The organism is Spirosoma litoris, from assembly GCF_054776755.1.
This window is the reverse complement of the sequence record NZ_BAAHBI010000036.1, coordinates 135,013-152,891: the sequence shown is the minus strand read 5'-3', so window position 1 is coordinate 152,891 and position 17,879 is coordinate 135,013. Positions and strand designations below refer to the sequence as shown.

13 protein-coding genes are annotated in these 17,879 nt (G+C 43.0%); 5 read left to right on the top strand and 8 right to left on the bottom strand.

Annotated features, from left to right (window positions below):
- Positions 1 to 77: 77 nt before the first annotated feature.
- Both ACYVGR_RS22845 and ACYVGR_RS22840 read right to left on the bottom strand, forming a co-directional pair.
- Complete coding sequence (locus ACYVGR_RS22845; RefSeq protein ID WP_460961050.1) at positions 78 to 974, bottom strand: glycosyltransferase family protein; 897 nt, start codon at positions 972 to 974, stop codon at positions 78 to 80.
- 561 nt (positions 975 to 1,535) lie between these two features.
- Positions 1,536 to 1,883 (bottom strand): LytR/AlgR family response regulator transcription factor, encoded by a 348-nt coding sequence (locus ACYVGR_RS22840; RefSeq protein WP_460961047.1) that lies wholly within the window; start codon positions 1,881 to 1,883, stop codon positions 1,536 to 1,538.
- Between the two features lie 422 nt (positions 1,884 to 2,305).
- Here ACYVGR_RS22840 and ACYVGR_RS22835 point away from each other — a divergent pair, with 422 nt between their 5' ends.
- Both ACYVGR_RS22835 and ACYVGR_RS22830 read left to right on the top strand, forming a co-directional pair.
- Positions 2,306 to 2,773 carry a response regulator gene (locus ACYVGR_RS22835; protein WP_460961045.1) on the top strand — a complete coding sequence of 156 codons (468 nt, stop codon included), beginning with the start codon at positions 2,306 to 2,308 and terminating at the stop codon, positions 2,771 to 2,773.
- 2 nt (positions 2,774 to 2,775) lie between these two features.
- The gene (locus ACYVGR_RS22830) at positions 2,776 to 6,105 is read left to right on the top strand and encodes a right-handed parallel beta-helix repeat-containing protein (RefSeq protein ID WP_460961043.1); all 3,330 of its coding nucleotides are present in this window, start codon (positions 2,776 to 2,778) and stop codon (positions 6,103 to 6,105) included.
- A 50-nt stretch (positions 6,106 to 6,155) separates the two neighbouring features.
- Here the strand turns inward: ACYVGR_RS22830 and ACYVGR_RS22825 are convergent, their stop codons facing one another.
- Complete coding sequence (locus tag ACYVGR_RS22825) at positions 6,156 to 6,455, bottom strand: hypothetical protein (RefSeq protein WP_460961041.1); 300 nt, start codon at positions 6,453 to 6,455, stop codon at positions 6,156 to 6,158.
- A gap of 204 nt (positions 6,456 to 6,659) precedes the next feature.
- A complete protein-coding gene (locus ACYVGR_RS22820; RefSeq protein WP_460961039.1) occupies positions 6,660 to 6,896 on the bottom strand; it encodes a hypothetical protein in 237 nt (78 codons plus the stop codon).
- 439 nt (positions 6,897 to 7,335) lie between these two features.
- Here ACYVGR_RS22820 and ACYVGR_RS22815 point away from each other — a divergent pair, with 439 nt between their 5' ends.
- The 3 genes from ACYVGR_RS22815 (at position 7,336) to ACYVGR_RS22805 (ending at position 12,271) form a co-directional block, all read left to right on the top strand.
- Positions 7,336 to 10,464, top strand: a complete 3,129-nt coding sequence (locus ACYVGR_RS22815) for a right-handed parallel beta-helix repeat-containing protein (protein WP_460961037.1) — start codon at positions 7,336 to 7,338, stop codon at positions 10,462 to 10,464.
- A 565-nt stretch (positions 10,465 to 11,029) separates the two neighbouring features.
- Positions 11,030 to 11,764, top strand: a complete 735-nt coding sequence (locus ACYVGR_RS22810; RefSeq protein WP_460961035.1) for a GAF domain-containing protein — start codon at positions 11,030 to 11,032, stop codon at positions 11,762 to 11,764.
- A gap of 147 nt (positions 11,765 to 11,911) precedes the next feature.
- Complete coding sequence (locus ACYVGR_RS22805) at positions 11,912 to 12,271, top strand: hypothetical protein (protein WP_460961033.1); 360 nt, start codon at positions 11,912 to 11,914, stop codon at positions 12,269 to 12,271.
- A 16-nt stretch (positions 12,272 to 12,287) separates the two neighbouring features.
- Here the strand turns inward: ACYVGR_RS22805 and ACYVGR_RS22800 are convergent, their stop codons facing one another.
- From ACYVGR_RS22800 to ACYVGR_RS22785, 4 genes are all read right to left on the bottom strand, one after another.
- Positions 12,288 to 14,309, bottom strand: a complete 2,022-nt coding sequence (locus ACYVGR_RS22800; RefSeq protein ID WP_460961031.1) for a PAS domain-containing sensor histidine kinase — start codon at positions 14,307 to 14,309, stop codon at positions 12,288 to 12,290.
- 336 nt (positions 14,310 to 14,645) lie between these two features.
- The gene (locus tag ACYVGR_RS22795; RefSeq protein ID WP_460961029.1) at positions 14,646 to 15,851 is read right to left on the bottom strand and encodes a PQQ-dependent sugar dehydrogenase; all 1,206 of its coding nucleotides are present in this window, start codon (positions 15,849 to 15,851) and stop codon (positions 14,646 to 14,648) included.
- A gap of 103 nt (positions 15,852 to 15,954) precedes the next feature.
- Positions 15,955 to 16,668: a LytR/AlgR family response regulator transcription factor gene (locus ACYVGR_RS22790; RefSeq protein WP_460961027.1), complete on the bottom strand. Its 714-nt coding sequence runs from the start codon at positions 16,666 to 16,668 to the stop codon at positions 15,955 to 15,957.
- On the bottom strand, positions 16,668 to 17,714 hold the full coding sequence (locus ACYVGR_RS22785) for a sensor histidine kinase (protein ID WP_460961025.1): 1,047 nt from the start codon (positions 17,712 to 17,714) through the stop codon (positions 16,668 to 16,670). Before ACYVGR_RS22785 ends, ACYVGR_RS22790 begins: the two co-directional genes overlap by 1 nt.
- Positions 17,715 to 17,879 lie beyond the last annotated feature (165 nt).

Genomic DNA, 17,879 nt, shown 5'->3' with positions numbered 1-17,879 from the left:
AATAATAAAGTAAGTGAGGTATCGGCCCGTTTGAAAAAACGAGTTAATCGATCATTGGCAAGAAGAGAAAGAAAACGTCAGCGCATTCCAGCCAGAGTCTTTAATCGATTATAAATTCTGACCGGAACACTATAATGACGAAGTGTTTGCCGATGGTAATAATCGGTGGGCTGGTTTAATTCTGGCAAGTCAAATGTTCGTTGTGTACCCTCGTCCAGTTGGGTTTTGTAGCGATTAAAAATATCAGTATGGGTAGCGTCTTTGCCAAATCCGATGTTTTGCACTTTCGATTTGGTTGGATAGATAGACAAGCCATTTCCTTTAAATCGATTGTAACAGAAACGGATATCCCACGCATCGGACCGCCCTTCCATTTGATCTCGTAACATACCAACGAGGTCTGAGCCTCCCTGCATAAATGCTTTTTGTTGTTGGCGGTCACGCGCAAACTCCGGATAATCTTTCATATCCCAATCAATCGATTGCCAGCGGTCAGCCCAGGTTGCCCATCCCCAAGGGCTATGACGGGGAATCGTGTAGGTATCAGAAGTATATTGGGCGGGTTGTGAAAATGGCAACGTGTAACCCGCAATCGAATAAATACGTTTATTATCTGCATACTTCACCAGACACTGATTCATGAAATCCAGGAAGTTTGGTGCAGTAATCAGATCATCTTCTACAATGATAGCAGTTGGATGCTTGGACAATACATGAGACACACCTCTGATTATTGAATCAGCACAGCCAATGTTACTTTTTGCATAATCCCGATGAATTGTACGAAAACCAGATACCGCATCTAGTAGCTTATGAACCTCATTAACTTTAGCGACATCATCTGGCCGTTTGGGCGCATCTACAAAGATGTATAAGTCGCTTTGTGAAGCCAGATGGTTGGCCTGTAAAGCCCGAAGCGTTTCCTGTAATTCAACAGGGCGCTTGTACGCAAATAAGAGCACGGGTGCATACATAATTGAAACAACGTTGAGTAGTTAAAAGAGTCATAGACCTGAATGTCAAACGACGTCTATAATCAGGTAATAGTTTACTATTTGCCAAGGGCACTCTACTTTCTATAGCATACAATGTGTTCAGGATAATCTAAACAATCAAAGCACAGGTAAGATTAGCCAACATAGTACGGTTTCATCCAGGGATGATTTCTCTATAAAATTAGAAGGGTAAGCGTCTGAAGAAAAGAAAAAGCAGAATACTGTTTTACAATTACATTAAACCATAAACACATATTAGTTGTTTAAATTTAATTATATTATACTACATATTTACTAAATTATATAATATGTAAATAAATTTAGTGGATTTATATGTCTTTAAATATAAATTTTTCAATTAGTACCAGTTTAGAAATTAATTATTTCAGGCGCAAAAACAGGAATTATCTTTGTAGAGATTGACTCTTTAGGTTACCGAATAACAACTTTCGTTAATCATAATCTATCATGATAGGTAATCAAAAAAGCCAACCTATACAAGCAAAACATAATCATTTGAGCAATGAGCAAGCTAGTTTCTTAGCTATCGTTGCTCAGTTGCAAGTGGTTATTTACTTGCAAAAGTCTGGTTTCTGTCAGTTCAAGTCGTGTACGGGAAACGGGTATGACCCTATTATCAGTCATCCGGACCCATCCGGACCGGCCGCGCTTCTGACCGAATTCCTGTACAAACATTGGATTGATAACAGCTGATCGATGAACACGAATAAAATCTATATTCTGCTCGAACCAATGCAGCGACTGGGTAACAATAACACTTTTGCCATCTTGATAATGTACCCGAGTATAATTTGCTTCTCCTTCTAACCAGACAATTGAATTGATGGCCACTGGTTGCGGATGACCTACCAACTGGATAGTATTCATGTTTGTCTTATTTGGTGTTCTTTACATATACGATGGTATGTAAAATTTGGTTTTGCCAATAAATAGTCAGCAAACATTACACAAATCAACTATTGACTAAACATTTAGACTTAGAAAGACTTACTATAGTTACTATTGGAGAACCCCAGCCACCAATGGTTGTGTGAAACTCTGGTATAAGCCATTTATTTACTGAGAAATTAACTTCAAGTAGATCGAAAATAGTTTTCTGACCTGAACTAAGGTCAAGCAGATTCGTCCCGTTTAAGTACTCAAGATAATACGACGTCAATCTCTGGTCCACTATATACATTGCACTAATTGAACTGGAGTACGAGTTGACTAAAGTTTACATGACCCAAAAAATCTTTGTATACATTATAAATTCAATTTTACACTTACACATCCACGATTGTACCTAAATGAGTAAACATTCAACTCCTCGGCGCCGAAAGGAAACACCAGTTCCAATTCTGGTTGTTGAAAATAATGCAGAGCAGTGGCTTATTATTCGAGCTGTTTTAGCCCAAACTTTTCCTGAAGTAACGCCGATATGGATGAACAATACAGCTCAAACAATCACCTATCTGCAAACCCATGCAGATGATCCTGTTAAACTGCCTCGACTGATTTTAGCCGAATTATACCTACCCAGACGAGAAGATGGATTAGCTATCCTGGAATTCATTAAGAACTACGCCTTCTATCGAAAACCGCCTATTATAACTCTTAGTTTTTCGCAGACGACCGAAGACATAGCGCTAGTATATTCTTTTAGCGTTGCCTCCTATATTATTAAACCCAGTACCTATCATGAATGGTTAAATTGTCTTTACAATTTCCGACGTTACTGGTGGGAAGTTGTTACCCTTCCTTTACGCACTCAATAGTTATGTCTTTAAAAATGTACAAACAAGAAGCAAGGCTATTTTTTTTCGAATTACTATTCTTATTTTTTTTTCCAGTATCAATTAGTCTGTGCCAGAATACCTATTACGTTGCTACGAACGGTAACGATTCTAATAATGGACGGTCTAGTACATTCCCCTTTCAAACGTTAAGTAAAATCAACGGTCTGTCGCTGCAACCTGGTGATAAAGTGCTGTTTCGACGGGGCGATACTTTTCGAGGCACCTTAACAATACGTCGGTCAGGCACGGCCAGCGCACCTATTATTTTTGACGCATATGATAGTGGCCCAAAGCCTGTTCTGGCCGGTTCAGTGCCAGTAACTAACTGGACCAATGTCGGGAATAATATCTGGCAGGCATCTTGCCCAACCTGTGGTACCGCAGTTACTGGCTTGTATCGTAATGGTGTTCCTTTATCATTAGGTCGTTATCCAAATGCCGATGCGCCCAACAAAGGAAATCTTACAATCAGAGCGCACACCCAGAAATATCAAATCTTTAGCCTGGAGCATTTACCTACAACAATAGATTGGCAGGGAGCCGAAGTTGTTATGCGCCCTGCTGCCTGGATTATTGATCGAGCGGTTGTCGATCATCAATATGGAGATGCTCTGAATCTGTTTAACTACTCAAACTATACACCCAAAGATAATTCTGAATATTTTTTTCAAAATCACCCGGCAACACTAGATAGAGATGATGAATGGTGCTATGATGCAACTAATAAAAAGTTGCTACTATATAATACACAAAATGTATTGCCTAGTCAATTACTGACAACCACTGTCAATAGTCGGGGGATAGACCTCGCTAATGTATCTTTCATTGAACTACGAAACTTAAGGTGTACAGAAACACTCAATACAAATATAATAGCTCAAAATGTATCAAATCTTTCGCTAATAAACCTTGACATTACCAATGCGGGCGAAGACGGAGTTATTATCAGTGGATCGGGCAAAAACATAATCATGGAGAATAATACTGTAACTAGTATTAATAACAATGGTCTTGTCATTGACGCTTATCAAACTGTCACACTCAGAGGTAATTTGTTCCGAAGTATTGGCATCGTTCCTGGTCGGGGTAAAAGTGGCGATGGCCAATATAATGGGATAGCCTCAAAGGCTAACCTAGCTGTATTGATCGAAAAAAATACTATTGATAGCGTAGGCTATAATGGAATAACATTCTGGAATAATACAACTATTCAACAGAATGTTATTTCAAATTACTGTTATTCCAAAGTTGATGGAGGTGGTATATACTGTTGGAACGGCAATAAGGCTGCAATGACTAACATCCATATATTGTCAAATATATTATACAATAACCCAGCAGGTGGCGCTCCTTGGGTAGATTATACCATTGGAATATTTCTTGACGATTGCACTGAGAATGTAGACGTGAGAAATAATACTGTATTTGGTAATACGCGAGGAGTCTTTCTCCATGCAGCAAATAAGATCACATTTACAGACAACACTCTATTTAATAACAGTGGAACTCAATTAATCGTATATCATAATGGGGGTGCATGTCCGATTCGAAACAATGTCATAAAGCAGAATATCTGTGTTAGCAAAGAGTCCTCTCAATTTACGGCAGATTATGAATCGAATACCAATGATTTGCTTCTTTATGGTCAAATCGATTCAAATTATTATGCTCGCCCGTTTAAAGAATATGGTTCAGTACTGGGGGTTATAAATTCAACTTTTGGCAGGGGTTGGTCGCTAGATGAGTGGCAGAGTTTTTCGGGTGGGCTCGATCTTCATTCAACAGGTAGTCCTATTACTTATAAGCAGTATAAAAACGATGGGGCTGGTGGAACCAACAAGTTTAATTCGACTTTCGATACAAGTAACGATGATTGGCTCCTCGTTTACAGTCGCTACAATAACGGGGAGGTTACTCAAGATAACACGAACAAATTAGATAATGGAAGTCTGAGAGTGGGCTTTACGAGTTCATCAGGGCAAAGCAATTCATATGCTCAGGCGGCTAAATTTGTTTCCCTTACAAAAGGTAAAACGTATGTGCTCCGATTTGATGCTATTGCTACAACCAAAGATACCATACTGGTCTATCTTCGACAATATGGCTCTCCTTACAAAGAATATGATGAACGATATTCTATCCCGATCAGCACAACACGTACGAGTTTCGAGTTACCGTTTACGCCAACTGACAGTGATTCGAATGCCGTTGTGATGATACAAATTGATGGCGAAGGACCAACTTTCTGGCTCGATAATGTTCGCCTGCAAGAGGATGCACCTATTCGAAATAATCCCGACGATTTTATTAAATTATTCTATAATCCTACTCTGAGAGATAGTGTTATTACACTCGAAGGAGTTTATCGAAATGTAAAAAATCAAATATATACTGGTTCATTTACCCTCAGTCCGTTTAGTTCGACAATTTTACTAAAGGACACTATCCCACTGTTGACCACTGACCTTAGCTTATTTTTAGAAAATGAAAAACGCTTTTTACAAGTAAATGAACCGGTTAATTTTCGCCTTCGGATTAGCAATCAAAGTAATGTTCAGGCTGGGTTAGCGCGATGGACGTGCCGCCTGCCTGCTTATCTTAATTTTGTAGATAGCAGCGGACAAGCCTATAGTGATAATGTGTTGACTGGAGAATTGCCCCAGCTTGCTCCACAAAGCGACACTGTTTTTACCTTTTTAGTAAGGCCAACAACTGCCGGATTATTTCATGTCTCAGCTCAGATAACTACGGCCAACTCGCCTGACTCTGACAGTACTCCTAACTCAGGTACTGCTGATGGAGAAGATGATGCGGCAACCGCTGAATTACGTGTGGGCAATACGACCACTGCTATTGTTGAATCTCCTAACCCTAATCAACGTTTGCTGCCAACTGTAGTCTCTAATCAGCCCAGTCCTAATCCTAATCAGGCTGATCTTAGTTTAAAAATGGATGTTAGTAATAGAACATCTCAGGTAGGTACAATTCTAACCTTTACTTTATATATTACAAATGAAGGAGGGCTTGTAGCCAATGGCGTTCAACTCGAAAATCAACTACCTAATGGTTTTGAATTGGTTGATACAACAAACTGGACAATAGATGGTGCCTATATCAGGACGTTGCTATCCCCTATTGCGGCAGGCACTACACAAACTATATCCTTTCAGAGTCGTGTCACAATAGCGGGTACCTGGATCAATCGGGCCCAGATTAAGGCGTCGAATGTAGGCGACCCTGATTCAATACCAGGCAATGGATTTCTAAATGGCGAAGATGATCAAGCCCAGGTAGATGGCCGTACCCAATGAAGCTAAGGTTAATTATCAATACAAAGTCAAGTAAATAAAATTATACCAGACTAACGTATATGGAAAGCCCTTTTAAGCTCTTGCCATACTGTTGATAAAAGCACTATTAGTGCCAGAAACATAAATCCAATTGGTACCAGCCACAACGGTAGGCTTATCCACCACCAGGCCCAGTCAATTTGATTGGTTTGTTTTAAAACCAGTAGCAAAAATGATATTGCTACCCAAACAGCATATATAGTCACCAATGGACGCACTGGTAGTTCTGGAGCAGGATCTAGTTCCTGATCGTATATTTCCAGCATTTCAGACTTCTTTTCGTCTTCAAACTTGTCGTCGTGATCAGACATAGCTAGTTCTTGCCTGGAAAAATCAGTAGTTCAGGCTTGGACATATTAGCAAACTAATACCCGTAAGAATATTACTTAAGTGCCATTCATTTTAATCACGGCCATAAGCTTATGAATCGATAGCAAAAAATAAGAGTGGTATCGTAATAAGTTAGCCGGATTGACAGCGAAGCCAAAAGTGGTAAGAAGGATAAAATAGGTAATCTAGGATGCATCCTGAATAACCTGTACAGTTTCAGAAGTGCCATCTACCTCTAAGATGTAAACACCCGCTTCATAAATAACCCTTGCACGAGGGTTATTCGCATAATAATACAGGTATTTGGGTTCATTCTGGAGCCAGCTTACTCCATTAGAAAATGTAAAACGATTGAACTGCGTTCTAAAGCCTCGAAATGGGCCTTTCAGTTTGCCTACCTGAATCACTAGTTGAGGTTGCATATGGGTGGAATTAAAGCTTTATCAATTTTATGGGTAAAGTGATTATTGATTGCGAAATAAGCCAAAAAGTAAAGCAAACTGTAAACAAAATGTTAGTATAAAGCATGTTGTGTTTTTTAACTAATTATTCGCAAAAAAAAGTGAGCATTTGAAATAAAAAATGAGGTAACGGTCCGATTTACTGTAAGTTATGATTCGTAATCTAAAATTAAACGCAGCAAAATTTCTATTTTCCAACAGCAACTACTGTTTAAAATTATCTAATTTAGAAGCCAATTATAAGTTACTTTTTTCCGCAATCAAACACCTGTACTTTACTATGAATAAGTTGTATATATTTATAAAATCTGAATATTGTCGGCAGAATTTAAGGAATGCTGTACTATTCTTTTTGATTAGTCTGGTCATACAATCTGCTTGGGCACAAACAACTTACTATGTGGCTAGCAATGGCAATGACTCAAATAACGGTCGATCAACATCCAGTCCGTTTCAGAGCCTGACAAAAATTAACAATTTAGTACTGCAAGCTGGTGATGTGGTTTTATTCCGCCGGGGCGACACATTTCGGGGTACTTTGCAACTTACTGAGTCTGGCACATCTGGTAGCCCTATTGTTATTGATGCCTACGGATCTGGCAATAAGCCTATTCTTTCTGGCGCAGTAGCTGTTACGAGCTGGAGCAATATCGGTAACAATATTTGGCAGGCTACTTGTACTAGTTGTGGCAGCCAGGTTACAGGTCTATACCGCGATAATACAGCCCTACCTTTAGGCCGATATCCTAACCTGGATGCAAGTAACAAAGGGTACCTCACGGTCCAATCGCATTCGGGCAAAACGCAGCTTACCAGTCAACAATCGCTATCAACCAACTGGACAGGGGGAGAGGTTGTATTTCGGCCGACCCAATGGATATTGAACAGGGCTAAAATCACGAGTCAGAGTGGAAATACTCTGAATTTAGAAAGTGCTGGTAACTACGATATCACGAATAACTGGGGTTACTTTATTCAGAATCACCCTAGCGCTCTTGACCAAAATGGGGAGTGGTACTATAACTCGGCTACGAAAGCAATTCAATTATATAATAGTCAGGATAACCCTAATAACCAATCCATTGCAGCCACCGCGTATGCTCAGGCTATAAATCTAGTAAACGCATCTTATATAACTATACGTAATCTACAGATTTCACAGGCCCTGAATACTGGCGTATTGGTTACCAATAGTTCAAACATTAATATTACCAGTAATGATATTACGCAGGCGGGCGAAGATGGCGTCTCTATTCAGGGCAGTGGCCAGCAGATTCTATTGGAAGGCAATTTGATTGAAAATGTAAATAACAATGGAGTTGCAATAGCAACCTATCAGAATGTTACGTTTAGAGGCAATATCGTTCGCAATATTGCACTTCTGCCGGGTCGTGGTAAAAGTGGCGATGGCAATTACGTTGGGTTTCAATCGAATTCCACAGCGAACACACTGATTGAGAACAATATATTTGATAATATTGGTTACCACGCCGTTAATTTTTCGACTAGTACAACCGTTCAACGTAATCAAATTAGCAACTTTTGTCTGACTAAAAGTGACGGTGGTGGTTTATATATCTGGAATGGTAATCAACAGGCATTAAATGATATTCATCTAATTTCGAACACCGTCTATAATGGGATTGGTGCTCCTGAAGGATCTCCAAGTGGTACATCAGCCGGTGCTCATGGCATTTATCTCGATGATTGCACCGCTAACATTGAGGTGAAGGATAATACGGTTTATAACTGTAAGGGTTCTGGAATATATCTGCACGGATCGTCTTCCGTTTCGGTAACGGGAAATACTTCTTATAATAATGGCGAAGCCCAGATATCCATAAAAAGCGCCAATGGTTGCCAGCCTCGCTCCAACTCTATTCTAAATAATATTTTTGTAAGTCGCTCAGCAGATCAGTACAATGCTAAATATGAGTCGAGCCAGAACGACTTAGGCAGTTATGGGCAGTTTGATAATAATGTGTATGCACGTCCATTTGATGATAATCTTAAGATTCTGGCTGTGTATAATACCACATCTGGCACAGCACTCTCGCTGGCTCAGTGGAAAAGTCAATACGGCAAAGATGCATCATCAACCAATAGTCCTATTACCTACTCATCGGGCAATCCTGACGAGTATATCAAACTTCTAACTAACCCAACGGCTAATGCCAATCAGGTTACGTTGGATGGCAATTATAAAAATGCACGAAATACCGGTTACAGCGGTCAGGTAACGGTTCCTGGTTTTTCATCATTGCTTTTATTTAAAGATACCACCCCAGTTGTAACGCTACGCACGCCCGAAAATCCAGCTAATGCTGTTACTGGACTAGATTACCGCTATTATGAAAATTCATGGAGCAGCTTACCTGATTTCACAACGCTGACGCCAGTTAAATCAGGAACCACGACTACTGTTGGCCTATCTGTTCGTAATCGTGACCAGAACTACGGGCTACGCTTTACCGGCTTCATCAGCGTACCAACCGATGGAGCCTACACTTTTTACACAAGCTCAGATGATGGCACCAAGCTCCTGATTGGCACTACAGAGGTAGTCAGCAATGACGGCGTGCACGGTGAGCAGGAACGTTCGGGTACCATCGGTTTAAAGGCTGGAGTGCACTCATTTACTGTCGTTTACTTTCAGGGTACTGGTAGCCAAGTCCTGACGGTTAGCTATAGTGGTCCGAACCTTAACAAACAACTAATACCTGACGCATCTTTTCGTCGGATCGCGACTACGGTAGATCCCCAACCTCCAGTAACCGATCCACAGCCTAGCGTGAGGGCCTATTCAGCGACCAAAGATTCGCCAAAGGCCTCGCAAGTTACCACCCGGCTCGAATTGCGTAATGATAGCAACACGCCCATTAACAAACAGGATCTGAGTGCACGTTACTGGTTCACTTCCGACAATGGCCAATTAGCTAAACTCTATGTAGACTATGCAGCCATGGGTAGCTCTAACGTTCAGGCTAAAGTGGTTCAAATCAGTTCGGTAACCGGGGCCGATAGTTATGTAGAGCTAAAGATATTGAGCACCGGAACGCTAGCTGCCATGACTAGTTTAGGAGCAATTGATTTCCGTTTGGTACGCTCAGACTATGGCTTGTTAGATCAGACTAATGATTATTCTTACATGAGCAACTATGGCGCTACAGTCCTTAATCCCCGTATCTGCGTTTACTTGAAGGGTGTCTTGATCTATGGTACTCCCCCCACGGGAGCCTCAGGTCGGGTAGGAGCAATTGAAGAGTCAGATTCGAAACTCCAGGTTCGCGTATTAGGCAACCCGATAGTAGGTCCTGCGGCTCAGGTTGAGATAAGTGGCGTTAGTGGCCAAGGGATATTGGTGGAAGTAATGGATCTACAGGGTCGTCGTTGGCATCAGCAAACTCTTGCTCAGGCGAGTTCGTTGGAACAACTAAGTATTCCATTGGGTAGCAGTCGCGGCTTACTATTGCTAAAGGTAAGTAGTGCAGGACAGTCCCAAACTATTAAAATGATCAAGGCTGAGTAACAATAAATCACAAAGCTCACTGGACTTTTGCTAGGCGTTTCAATTGAATTCAATACGTCTATTTGCCTCTTACCTCAACATCATTGAAGTAGAACTTAAGTCGGCGGGGTTTCCCCAGGTAATTAGTATAAGTACCAATTGACCTGTTTTGGTATCCAGAACAACGGTTTCCCGTTCGCTGGTGACGGTTTGAAATCGGCGCGTATCAAAAATGCCTGGTTCTGGTTGGCTTGAAGATGTGAAATTAGCTAGTAGCAGGCTGTCCGTTATCGTAAGTGCACCCAGAAAAACGAACGTAGATCGAAGGAAAAATGAATTGATTCCTACCTGTAAAGCAGGTTTATAAGTAAACGTAAATCGGGAAGCATAAAGCTATAAAATCTTTTATAGGCTGATACTATTCAATTATTACACTTACGGAAGTTCTGGAAAACGCTCTTTAAGCTACTAACCAGGTCAAGTGTTAGGGAGCCCTCTCCACCCAAAAAAGGTGGAGAGGGACAAGCCTAATTTCCTGAATTAGCTAAATACTGCGTAGATTTATGGAGAAATTCGACTCTATTACATGAAAGTTGCTCAGCCTCACCCAGAGGAAAACAACCGGCTTGATTCGCTCAGAAGTTACGATATACTTGACTCACTCCCAGAACAAGACTATGACGATTTAACCCGGCTTGCTTCTGAAATTTGCCAGACCCCGATTGCCCTAATCAGCCTGATTGATGATAAACGGCAGTGGTTCAAATCCAATCAGGGTCTTGACGTACGGGAAACCCCGCGTGACTACGCGTTTTGCGCACATGGCATTCTCAATCCCAACGAACCCCTAATTGTTCCTGATTCGCGGGAAGATGAGCGCTTTATTGGTAATCCCTTGGTTACTGGTGATCCGCACGTGATTTTTTATGCGGGTGTGCCCCTGGTAAATCAGGAGGGCTATCCGTTGGGGTCTTTATGCGTCATTGATAATACGCCCAATAACCTAAGCGAAAGTCAGTTATCAGCGCTAAAGACATTGGCCAAGCAAGTGGTAAACATGCTGGAGCTCCGAAAGAAAAACAAGGCGTTAGAAACCTTAAAACGCTTGCTCGAAGAGCGAAATGCCGAGTTAGAGCAAATGGCAAGTATTGCTAGAAATGAGGTAAAACCTCAAATAATTCAGCTTCACGGCACGATTTTGCAGGTTATCAATGAATATGTCAAACCTGATGGCATGAACCTTAGCCCATTGTTGCAGGAGGCCATCAGGAACACTCGTGCAATTGAAGATGGATTAAGTCGAATGCAACACTTTGACTAAGTTGATTAGCTCCTGCCTAGGGCATGGTCAATGAGGTTTGCCACAAATCAACATTTAATTATCTCATAATCAACGGCTAAATCTTGTAACTTGCGTTATTATTCGTAGCTTCAAAAAGCGTTCTCAATCTAACCGAATAAATAGCCCATGACAGATGTTAATTTACACGACGCCGAAGTAATGGGTATAGAACACGACGAGGACAACAAAGAACTCGTACTAAAAACCGTGCTTCCGTCAGGAGAAAAATGTCGGGTTATTTTTCAAAGCGTTGAATGGTGGGAGTTATGCTCGTTTGGCGTACAAAATGTACTGTTTTCCATTGCGCCCTTTGACAATCATTCGTTAACGAAAGCCATTATAGATGATCAGGATATACCTGATCAATACGTTCAATTAGTTAGTGAAGGTCACTATGTACTTTTTGTTATAAATTCTTCCGTTGGTTTAGAGGGATGGGTACTTGCCAAAAAAATGCATATTGGCCCTGTAGCCGAAAAGGTATAAACTAACTCACCTCTTCTTAAGCCGGAAGATATACCTGAAAACTGGCCCCTTGACCTGGTTGGCTACTGGCCTTGATAGCTCCGCCGTGATTCTCCACTACTCGCTGACAAATTGCTAGTCCAACGCCAGTACCTGCATATTCCTGTTTGCTATGAAGTCGCTGGAACACCTGAAAAATACGATCTGCATACTTTTCGTCAAACCCAATCCCATTATCCTTTATAGTGATTTGGTGATAAATCGAGGCCTCTACACTTGGCTTTACATCAGGTGGCAATTCGCCCAACGACCGCTGGATATACTCAATTCGGATTTGGGGAGATTGACCGGGGGCCACAAACTTGATGGCGTTCGTCAGCAAATTCTGAAACAGCTGGCCTAATTGTGACTCATCACCTTTAATCACGGGTAGTGGCTCAACGCTAATCTGAGCCCCCGACTGACTAATATCCCATTCGAGCATCGTGAGTACATCCGCCACGATGGTCCCTAATGAAACCGGACCGAAAGCCTGCTGACGGGTCGAGATGCGCGAATAGGCCAATAAATCTTTAATCAGCGTAGACATTCGGGCACCGGCAGCCGTAATACGCTGTAAATGATCTTTAGCCGTTTCGTTCAATTGATTATCCAGTTGTTGCGTCAGTAGCGTACTAAACGATTGAATTTTGCGCAATGGCTCCTGTAAATCGTGGCTAGCCACGTAAGCGAACTGTTGCAGGTTATCATTGGAGCGTTTCAGATCAGCGTTGGCCTGACTTAAAGCCTGGGTACGGGCTTTTACGCGTTCTTCTAACTCGGCAGATAGATGCCGGTAGCGTTCTTCACTTTGCCGAAGTGCTTCCTCCGCCCGCTTCCGTTCGGTCACATCACTAGCGGTACCAAACCACTCCACAATTTGCCCCTGTTCATCCAGAATGGGCACTGCGCGCGAGACTGTCCAACCAATGGTTCCATCGGCCTGTACAACACGGTGCTCTAATTCAAACACTCGTTTGGTAGCAATAGCGTCTTCAATGGCCATTTCGAACTGTAGCTGATCTTCGGCCGGAATGTATTTTAGTAGCCAGTTGCGGCTGGGTTCCTGCGTATCGGCCAAAAACGTTTTTCCGTCCATTTGATTCATCTGGCGCCAGTCGGCGCTCATGATATAAACGACATCTGAACTAGCCGTTACAAATGATCGAAACCGTTCTTCGCTGGCTTGTAAAGCGGCTTCGGCCTGCTTGATTTCAGTAATGTCGCGAGTGGTGCCTGCTATTGCCTCTACCTCTCCTTTTTCGTTAAGAACTGGTGCAAATACATAGTCGTAAATCCGTTTACCTAGCGTAGCGTGCGGAAACGACACCTCACCCCGAATAAGCTGTTTGGTAGCAACGACTTTATCGATTTCCCGTTCGTGCATCTCCGCATGCCAGGGTTCATAGCCATTTTCTAACAGGCCTTTTCCAATCGATTTCTCCCAGGTACTGCCCCACATCTCCAGTAATGCCTGATTGGCGTAAGTGAACCGATAGTTCAGATCAAAGACATACATCAGATCAGGTGTACTGGCCGTAATGGCTTCGTAAATACGTTGCTGCCGTTGAGACTCCTGACGAGTGGCAGCCTCTCGTTGCTGAGCCAGTATCTGCTGCGTTACTTCCTGAGCTACACCTGCAAAGCGATAAATCTCACCGGCCTCGGAAAAGTAACTTCTGCCATAAAAACGTACCCAACGCAACTGACCATCGTCAACCCCTATAGTTCGGTAAGTTTCATCAAAAAGACCATTCGATTGCGGGTTCATTGCCCACTGTACAGCTATATTGACCTGGCGCACATCCTCGGGGTGAATGTACTGGATAGCCTGCTCGTAGGTTAAGTTGTTATCTTTTGCCAGTCCAAATAACTCTCGACAACGGTCGTCCCAAAGTATCTCATTAGTAACAGGATCCAACTCCCAAACGCCCATTCCGGCAGCCTGAAGCGCAAAATCAATATCCAATCGCTGGGTTAGTTTTTGAGCAGCATCCAAAGGCCGTTGATCAGTGGTCATAGCTAAATCAAAAGTATACCGTGCGTAAAGTTAATAATGGGCTATTGCCTGATTAATAAGCCATTAACTAACCCATTTGCGGCAATGATGAAGGTTTATTAAAAACGTACAGTATTAACGTGAATCCACACCAAGTGGTTTTAGCGAAAAATAACTCGATACTAATCAGACCGACCACCTCCCTCACCATACAAATCGATTCAAGGCAATAAAACCTTTCCGGGAATAAACCTTTCTAATACAAAAGCCTCGAAAACAATATGTTCTCAAGGCTTTTGTATTAGAAAAAAGGCAACAAGCATCCAGGCATTTATGGCTTTCTGTAATGACTAAACATTACTTTTTATCGATGCGATATAACCGTCCCTGATCGGTAATGGCATATAAAGCACCGTCTTTTCCTTGTGTGATATCCCGAAAACGCTGGAACTGGTCGGCAAGTAGCCGCTCTTCGCCCACAACCTTATCATTTTTAATAATCAGGCGTAGCACGTGCATGCCGCTCAATGAGCCGATGAAAAGGTTATTCTTCCATTCAGGAATATGATCGCTGCTGTAGAATGTCATACCGCTTGGCGACACAACGGGGTCCCAGTAATAAACCGGCTGCTCCATGCCTTCTTTTTGTTGAATGACATCACCTATTTTTTTGCCGCTGTACTCAATACCATACGTAATCGTAGGCCAGCCGTAGTTCTTTCCGGGTTTGATGTGGTTGAGTTCGTCTCCTCCACGAGGGCCAAATTCACCTTCCCACAGATCGCCCGTTACAGGATCAAAAGCCAGGCTCTGCACGTTCCGGTGGCCATAGGAATACAGTTCGGGTCTAACACCCGCCTGGCCTTCAAATGGGTTGCCAGGAGCCGGTTTGCCTTCTTTCGTAATCCGAATCACTTTTCCCAGACCTGAATTGAGCGATTGAGCTTGTGGTCGAGTAACCAGATCAGAACGTTCGCCCGTGCTGATGATCAGGTTCCCGGTTTTATCAATAAGAATCCGACCACCATAGTGCAAATTTCCTTTGTAAGCCGGTGTAGCCTGATAAATAACCTTCGCGCCCTCGATCTTCTTCTCATCGGCCGATAATTTGCCTTTAGCCACAGCGGTCAGATTACCGTCGGCAAGAGGTTCCGAAAACACCCAGTACACCATTCGGTTGGTCGCAAAATCAGGATCGACCCGAACGCCCAAGAGTCCGCCCTGTCCAGATGGATTCACTTTAGGAATACCCGTGATGGCTTCACCTACCTTACCCGCGGTTGTAACGATGCGCATCACGCCTTCTTTTTCGGTAACAAGCAGTCGGCCATCAGGTAGGGTCGTAATACCCCAGGGGCTCTTCAGTGCTTCGGTTAATACCTTGCCTTCGTAGTTAGTCGCCGATTTAACGCCAGCAATTCGGGTTTGGCCAGCAAAAGCGGGCTTATAATCCGAATTAGCTTCTTTCGTTTCTACCGGAGGCAGCGTGCTTGCTGTATTTTGACCACAGGCAGCAAACGCTAACGACGTAGCAGCTATGGTGAACAGAATGCAGTTTCTCATTTTGGTTTAGCTTTATAAAACTGGTTTTAACGTGAATTTGGGGTTACTACTTCATGGATGATTGACAAACTTAACGGGGTTCTGGTTAAAAAGCCAACCTTGCTTACTCTCGTTGAAGAACTTCCTCCAGTTTAGCCTTATAAATCCGGCCAATAGGAATCTCCTCATTACTAATTCGGATGTAAGTCGCGCTGACTGCCTGAATATGATCCAGCGCCACAATGAACGATTTATGAATACGCGCAAATCGATCGGGAGGTAGTTTTTCCTCCAGATAACTAATCCGCAGGTACGACACCAGCGTGCCCGATATGGTGTGAATTCGGACGTAATCTTTCAGGCCCTCAATCCATAAAATATCCTCCAGAAAGAGTTTGACCATCTCTTTATTGACCTTGAAATACTGGTACTCTTTCCCCGCTTTTGCAGGCTCTGGTGTGTCTGGAATGGGCGATATGGCGGGCAAAAAACGGTAAATTTTACCAACAGACTGGAGGAATCGCTCAAATGAAATGGGTTTCACTAAAAAATCCAGCACATCAAATTCGTAGCTATCCAGCGCGTATTCCCGAAAGGCCGTTGTAAAAATCACTTTGGGCCGGTAGCCTAGCGGACGCAATAAATCGAAGCCAGTTAGTCGAGGCATCTGAATGTCCAGAAACAGAACATCGACCGGTGTTTGTTGCAGCATTCGCAATGCCTGCGTTGGGCTATTGGATACACCCACCAGATCCAGATCGGGCAATCGACCGATGTAGTCTTTCAACAAATCGGTTGCGAGCGGCTCATCATCCAGCACAAAACAACGAATCGCCATCAGTTTATCGTAAATTTTAGGACTGCCAGAAACTGACTATCTTCCGGCAACGTAACTAATTCGTAATTCGCAGGATATAGAATATCCAGTCGCTTTTTCAGATTTGTCAACCCTAACCCTGTTGTCGATGGATACGAAACCCCTTCCGGGATGGAGTTCTCCGCCGAAAAAACCAGCCGATTGCCACTCCGGTACAAGTGGAGCTGAATCCAGCAGGCCCCTTCCGTTTGGGCAGCTCCATGCTTGAAAGCGTTCTCCACAAAGGGCAACAGGAGCATCGGCGGAATCATCAGGTTGGTCAAATTTGACAACTCATCAAAATTCGTCATCACATCCAGCCGATCCGCATACCGAATTTTTTCGAGCGAAATATAATCCGTCAAATACGCTACTTCTTTGGCCAAAGATACCGTTGGGCGATGGCTTTCGTGGAGTTGATAGCTGAGCAATCCGGCTAATCGCTGCAACAAATTGGGCATCTGGGCTGGCTGATGCAGCGAGACTGAAATGAGATTATTAAGCGTATTGAACAGAAAGTGAGGTTGCACCTGAGATTGTAACAATCGGTATTCGGCTGCGAGTTTTTCCCGGCGATAGGTCTCGCTCAACTGTTGCTGGTGCAAGGCATGCCGAACCAGGTTAACCGCCACAAACAAGGCAACCACTAAGTGCAGCTGCATGGATTCGGCCATGATTTTAGGCCAATACCAATAGGGCTTAAGTAAGCCATCTGGATAATAGACCGGATATAACCACCTATAGTTGATGGCCCGTCGGAGCAGGCCGAAAACCAGCAAACCTCCTCCTAAACTGATCCAGAAGCCCGTCATACGACCCGAGAGCAGAAAATGGCGAACCGTAACCAGCAGATGCCAATAACCAGCCACCACCAACAGGGGTAAACTCAGGGTAATCTGACAAAGGCTTTTCTGGTAGTTATCCATATAAGCCCCTGTATTAAGCCACTCAAACAGGAAGTAGCCCAGCCAGAAAATAGCCTGAGCCCCAACTTCCCGATACGGTTTAAGCATACTGAAACGAGCCATTTGTGCGTGGTTTCTCCCACAAAAGAAGTCAAAGCTACGCCTTCTTTGACTCAAAATATGGTCTATTCGTCCAACAACGCGTGCAGACTCCGTAACGTAGTCAGGATTCGACAAACGACCTATTTTCTCGACCAACTGCGCTGAGTCTCCATAAACGGTTATGTG

Excerpts from the sequence above, each read along its gene's own strand:
- ACYVGR_RS22825 (WP_460961041.1), bottom strand. The coding sequence starts at position 6,455 with ATGTCTGATCACGACGACAAGTTTGAAGACGAAAAGAAGTCTGAAATG.
- ACYVGR_RS22840 (WP_460961047.1), bottom strand. The coding sequence starts at position 1,883 with ATGAATACTATCCAGTTGGTAGGTCATCCGCAACCAGTGGCCATCAAT.
- ACYVGR_RS22835 (WP_460961045.1), top strand. The coding sequence starts at position 2,306 with ATGAGTAAACATTCAACTCCTCGGCGCCGAAAGGAAACACCAGTTCCA.
- ACYVGR_RS22830 (WP_460961043.1), top strand. The coding sequence starts at position 2,776 with ATGTCTTTAAAAATGTACAAACAAGAAGCAAGGCTATTTTTTTTCGAA.
- ACYVGR_RS22785 (WP_460961025.1), bottom strand. The coding sequence starts at position 17,714 with ATGGCTCGTTTCAGTATGCTTAAACCGTATCGGGAAGTTGGGGCTCAG.
- ACYVGR_RS22790 (WP_460961027.1), bottom strand. The coding sequence starts at position 16,668 with ATGGCGATTCGTTGTTTTGTGCTGGATGATGAGCCGCTCGCAACCGAT.
- ACYVGR_RS22810 (WP_460961035.1), top strand. The coding sequence starts at position 11,030 with ATGAAAGTTGCTCAGCCTCACCCAGAGGAAAACAACCGGCTTGATTCG.
- ACYVGR_RS22800 (WP_460961031.1), bottom strand. The coding sequence starts at position 14,309 with ATGACCACTGATCAACGGCCTTTGGATGCTGCTCAAAAACTAACCCAG.
- ACYVGR_RS22805 (WP_460961033.1), top strand. The coding sequence starts at position 11,912 with ATGACAGATGTTAATTTACACGACGCCGAAGTAATGGGTATAGAACAC.
- ACYVGR_RS22795 (WP_460961029.1), bottom strand. The coding sequence starts at position 15,851 with ATGAGAAACTGCATTCTGTTCACCATAGCTGCTACGTCGTTAGCGTTT.
- ACYVGR_RS22845 (WP_460961050.1), bottom strand. The coding sequence starts at position 974 with ATGTATGCACCCGTGCTCTTATTTGCGTACAAGCGCCCTGTTGAATTA.
- ACYVGR_RS22820 (WP_460961039.1), bottom strand. The coding sequence starts at position 6,896 with ATGCAACCTCAACTAGTGATTCAGGTAGGCAAACTGAAAGGCCCATTT.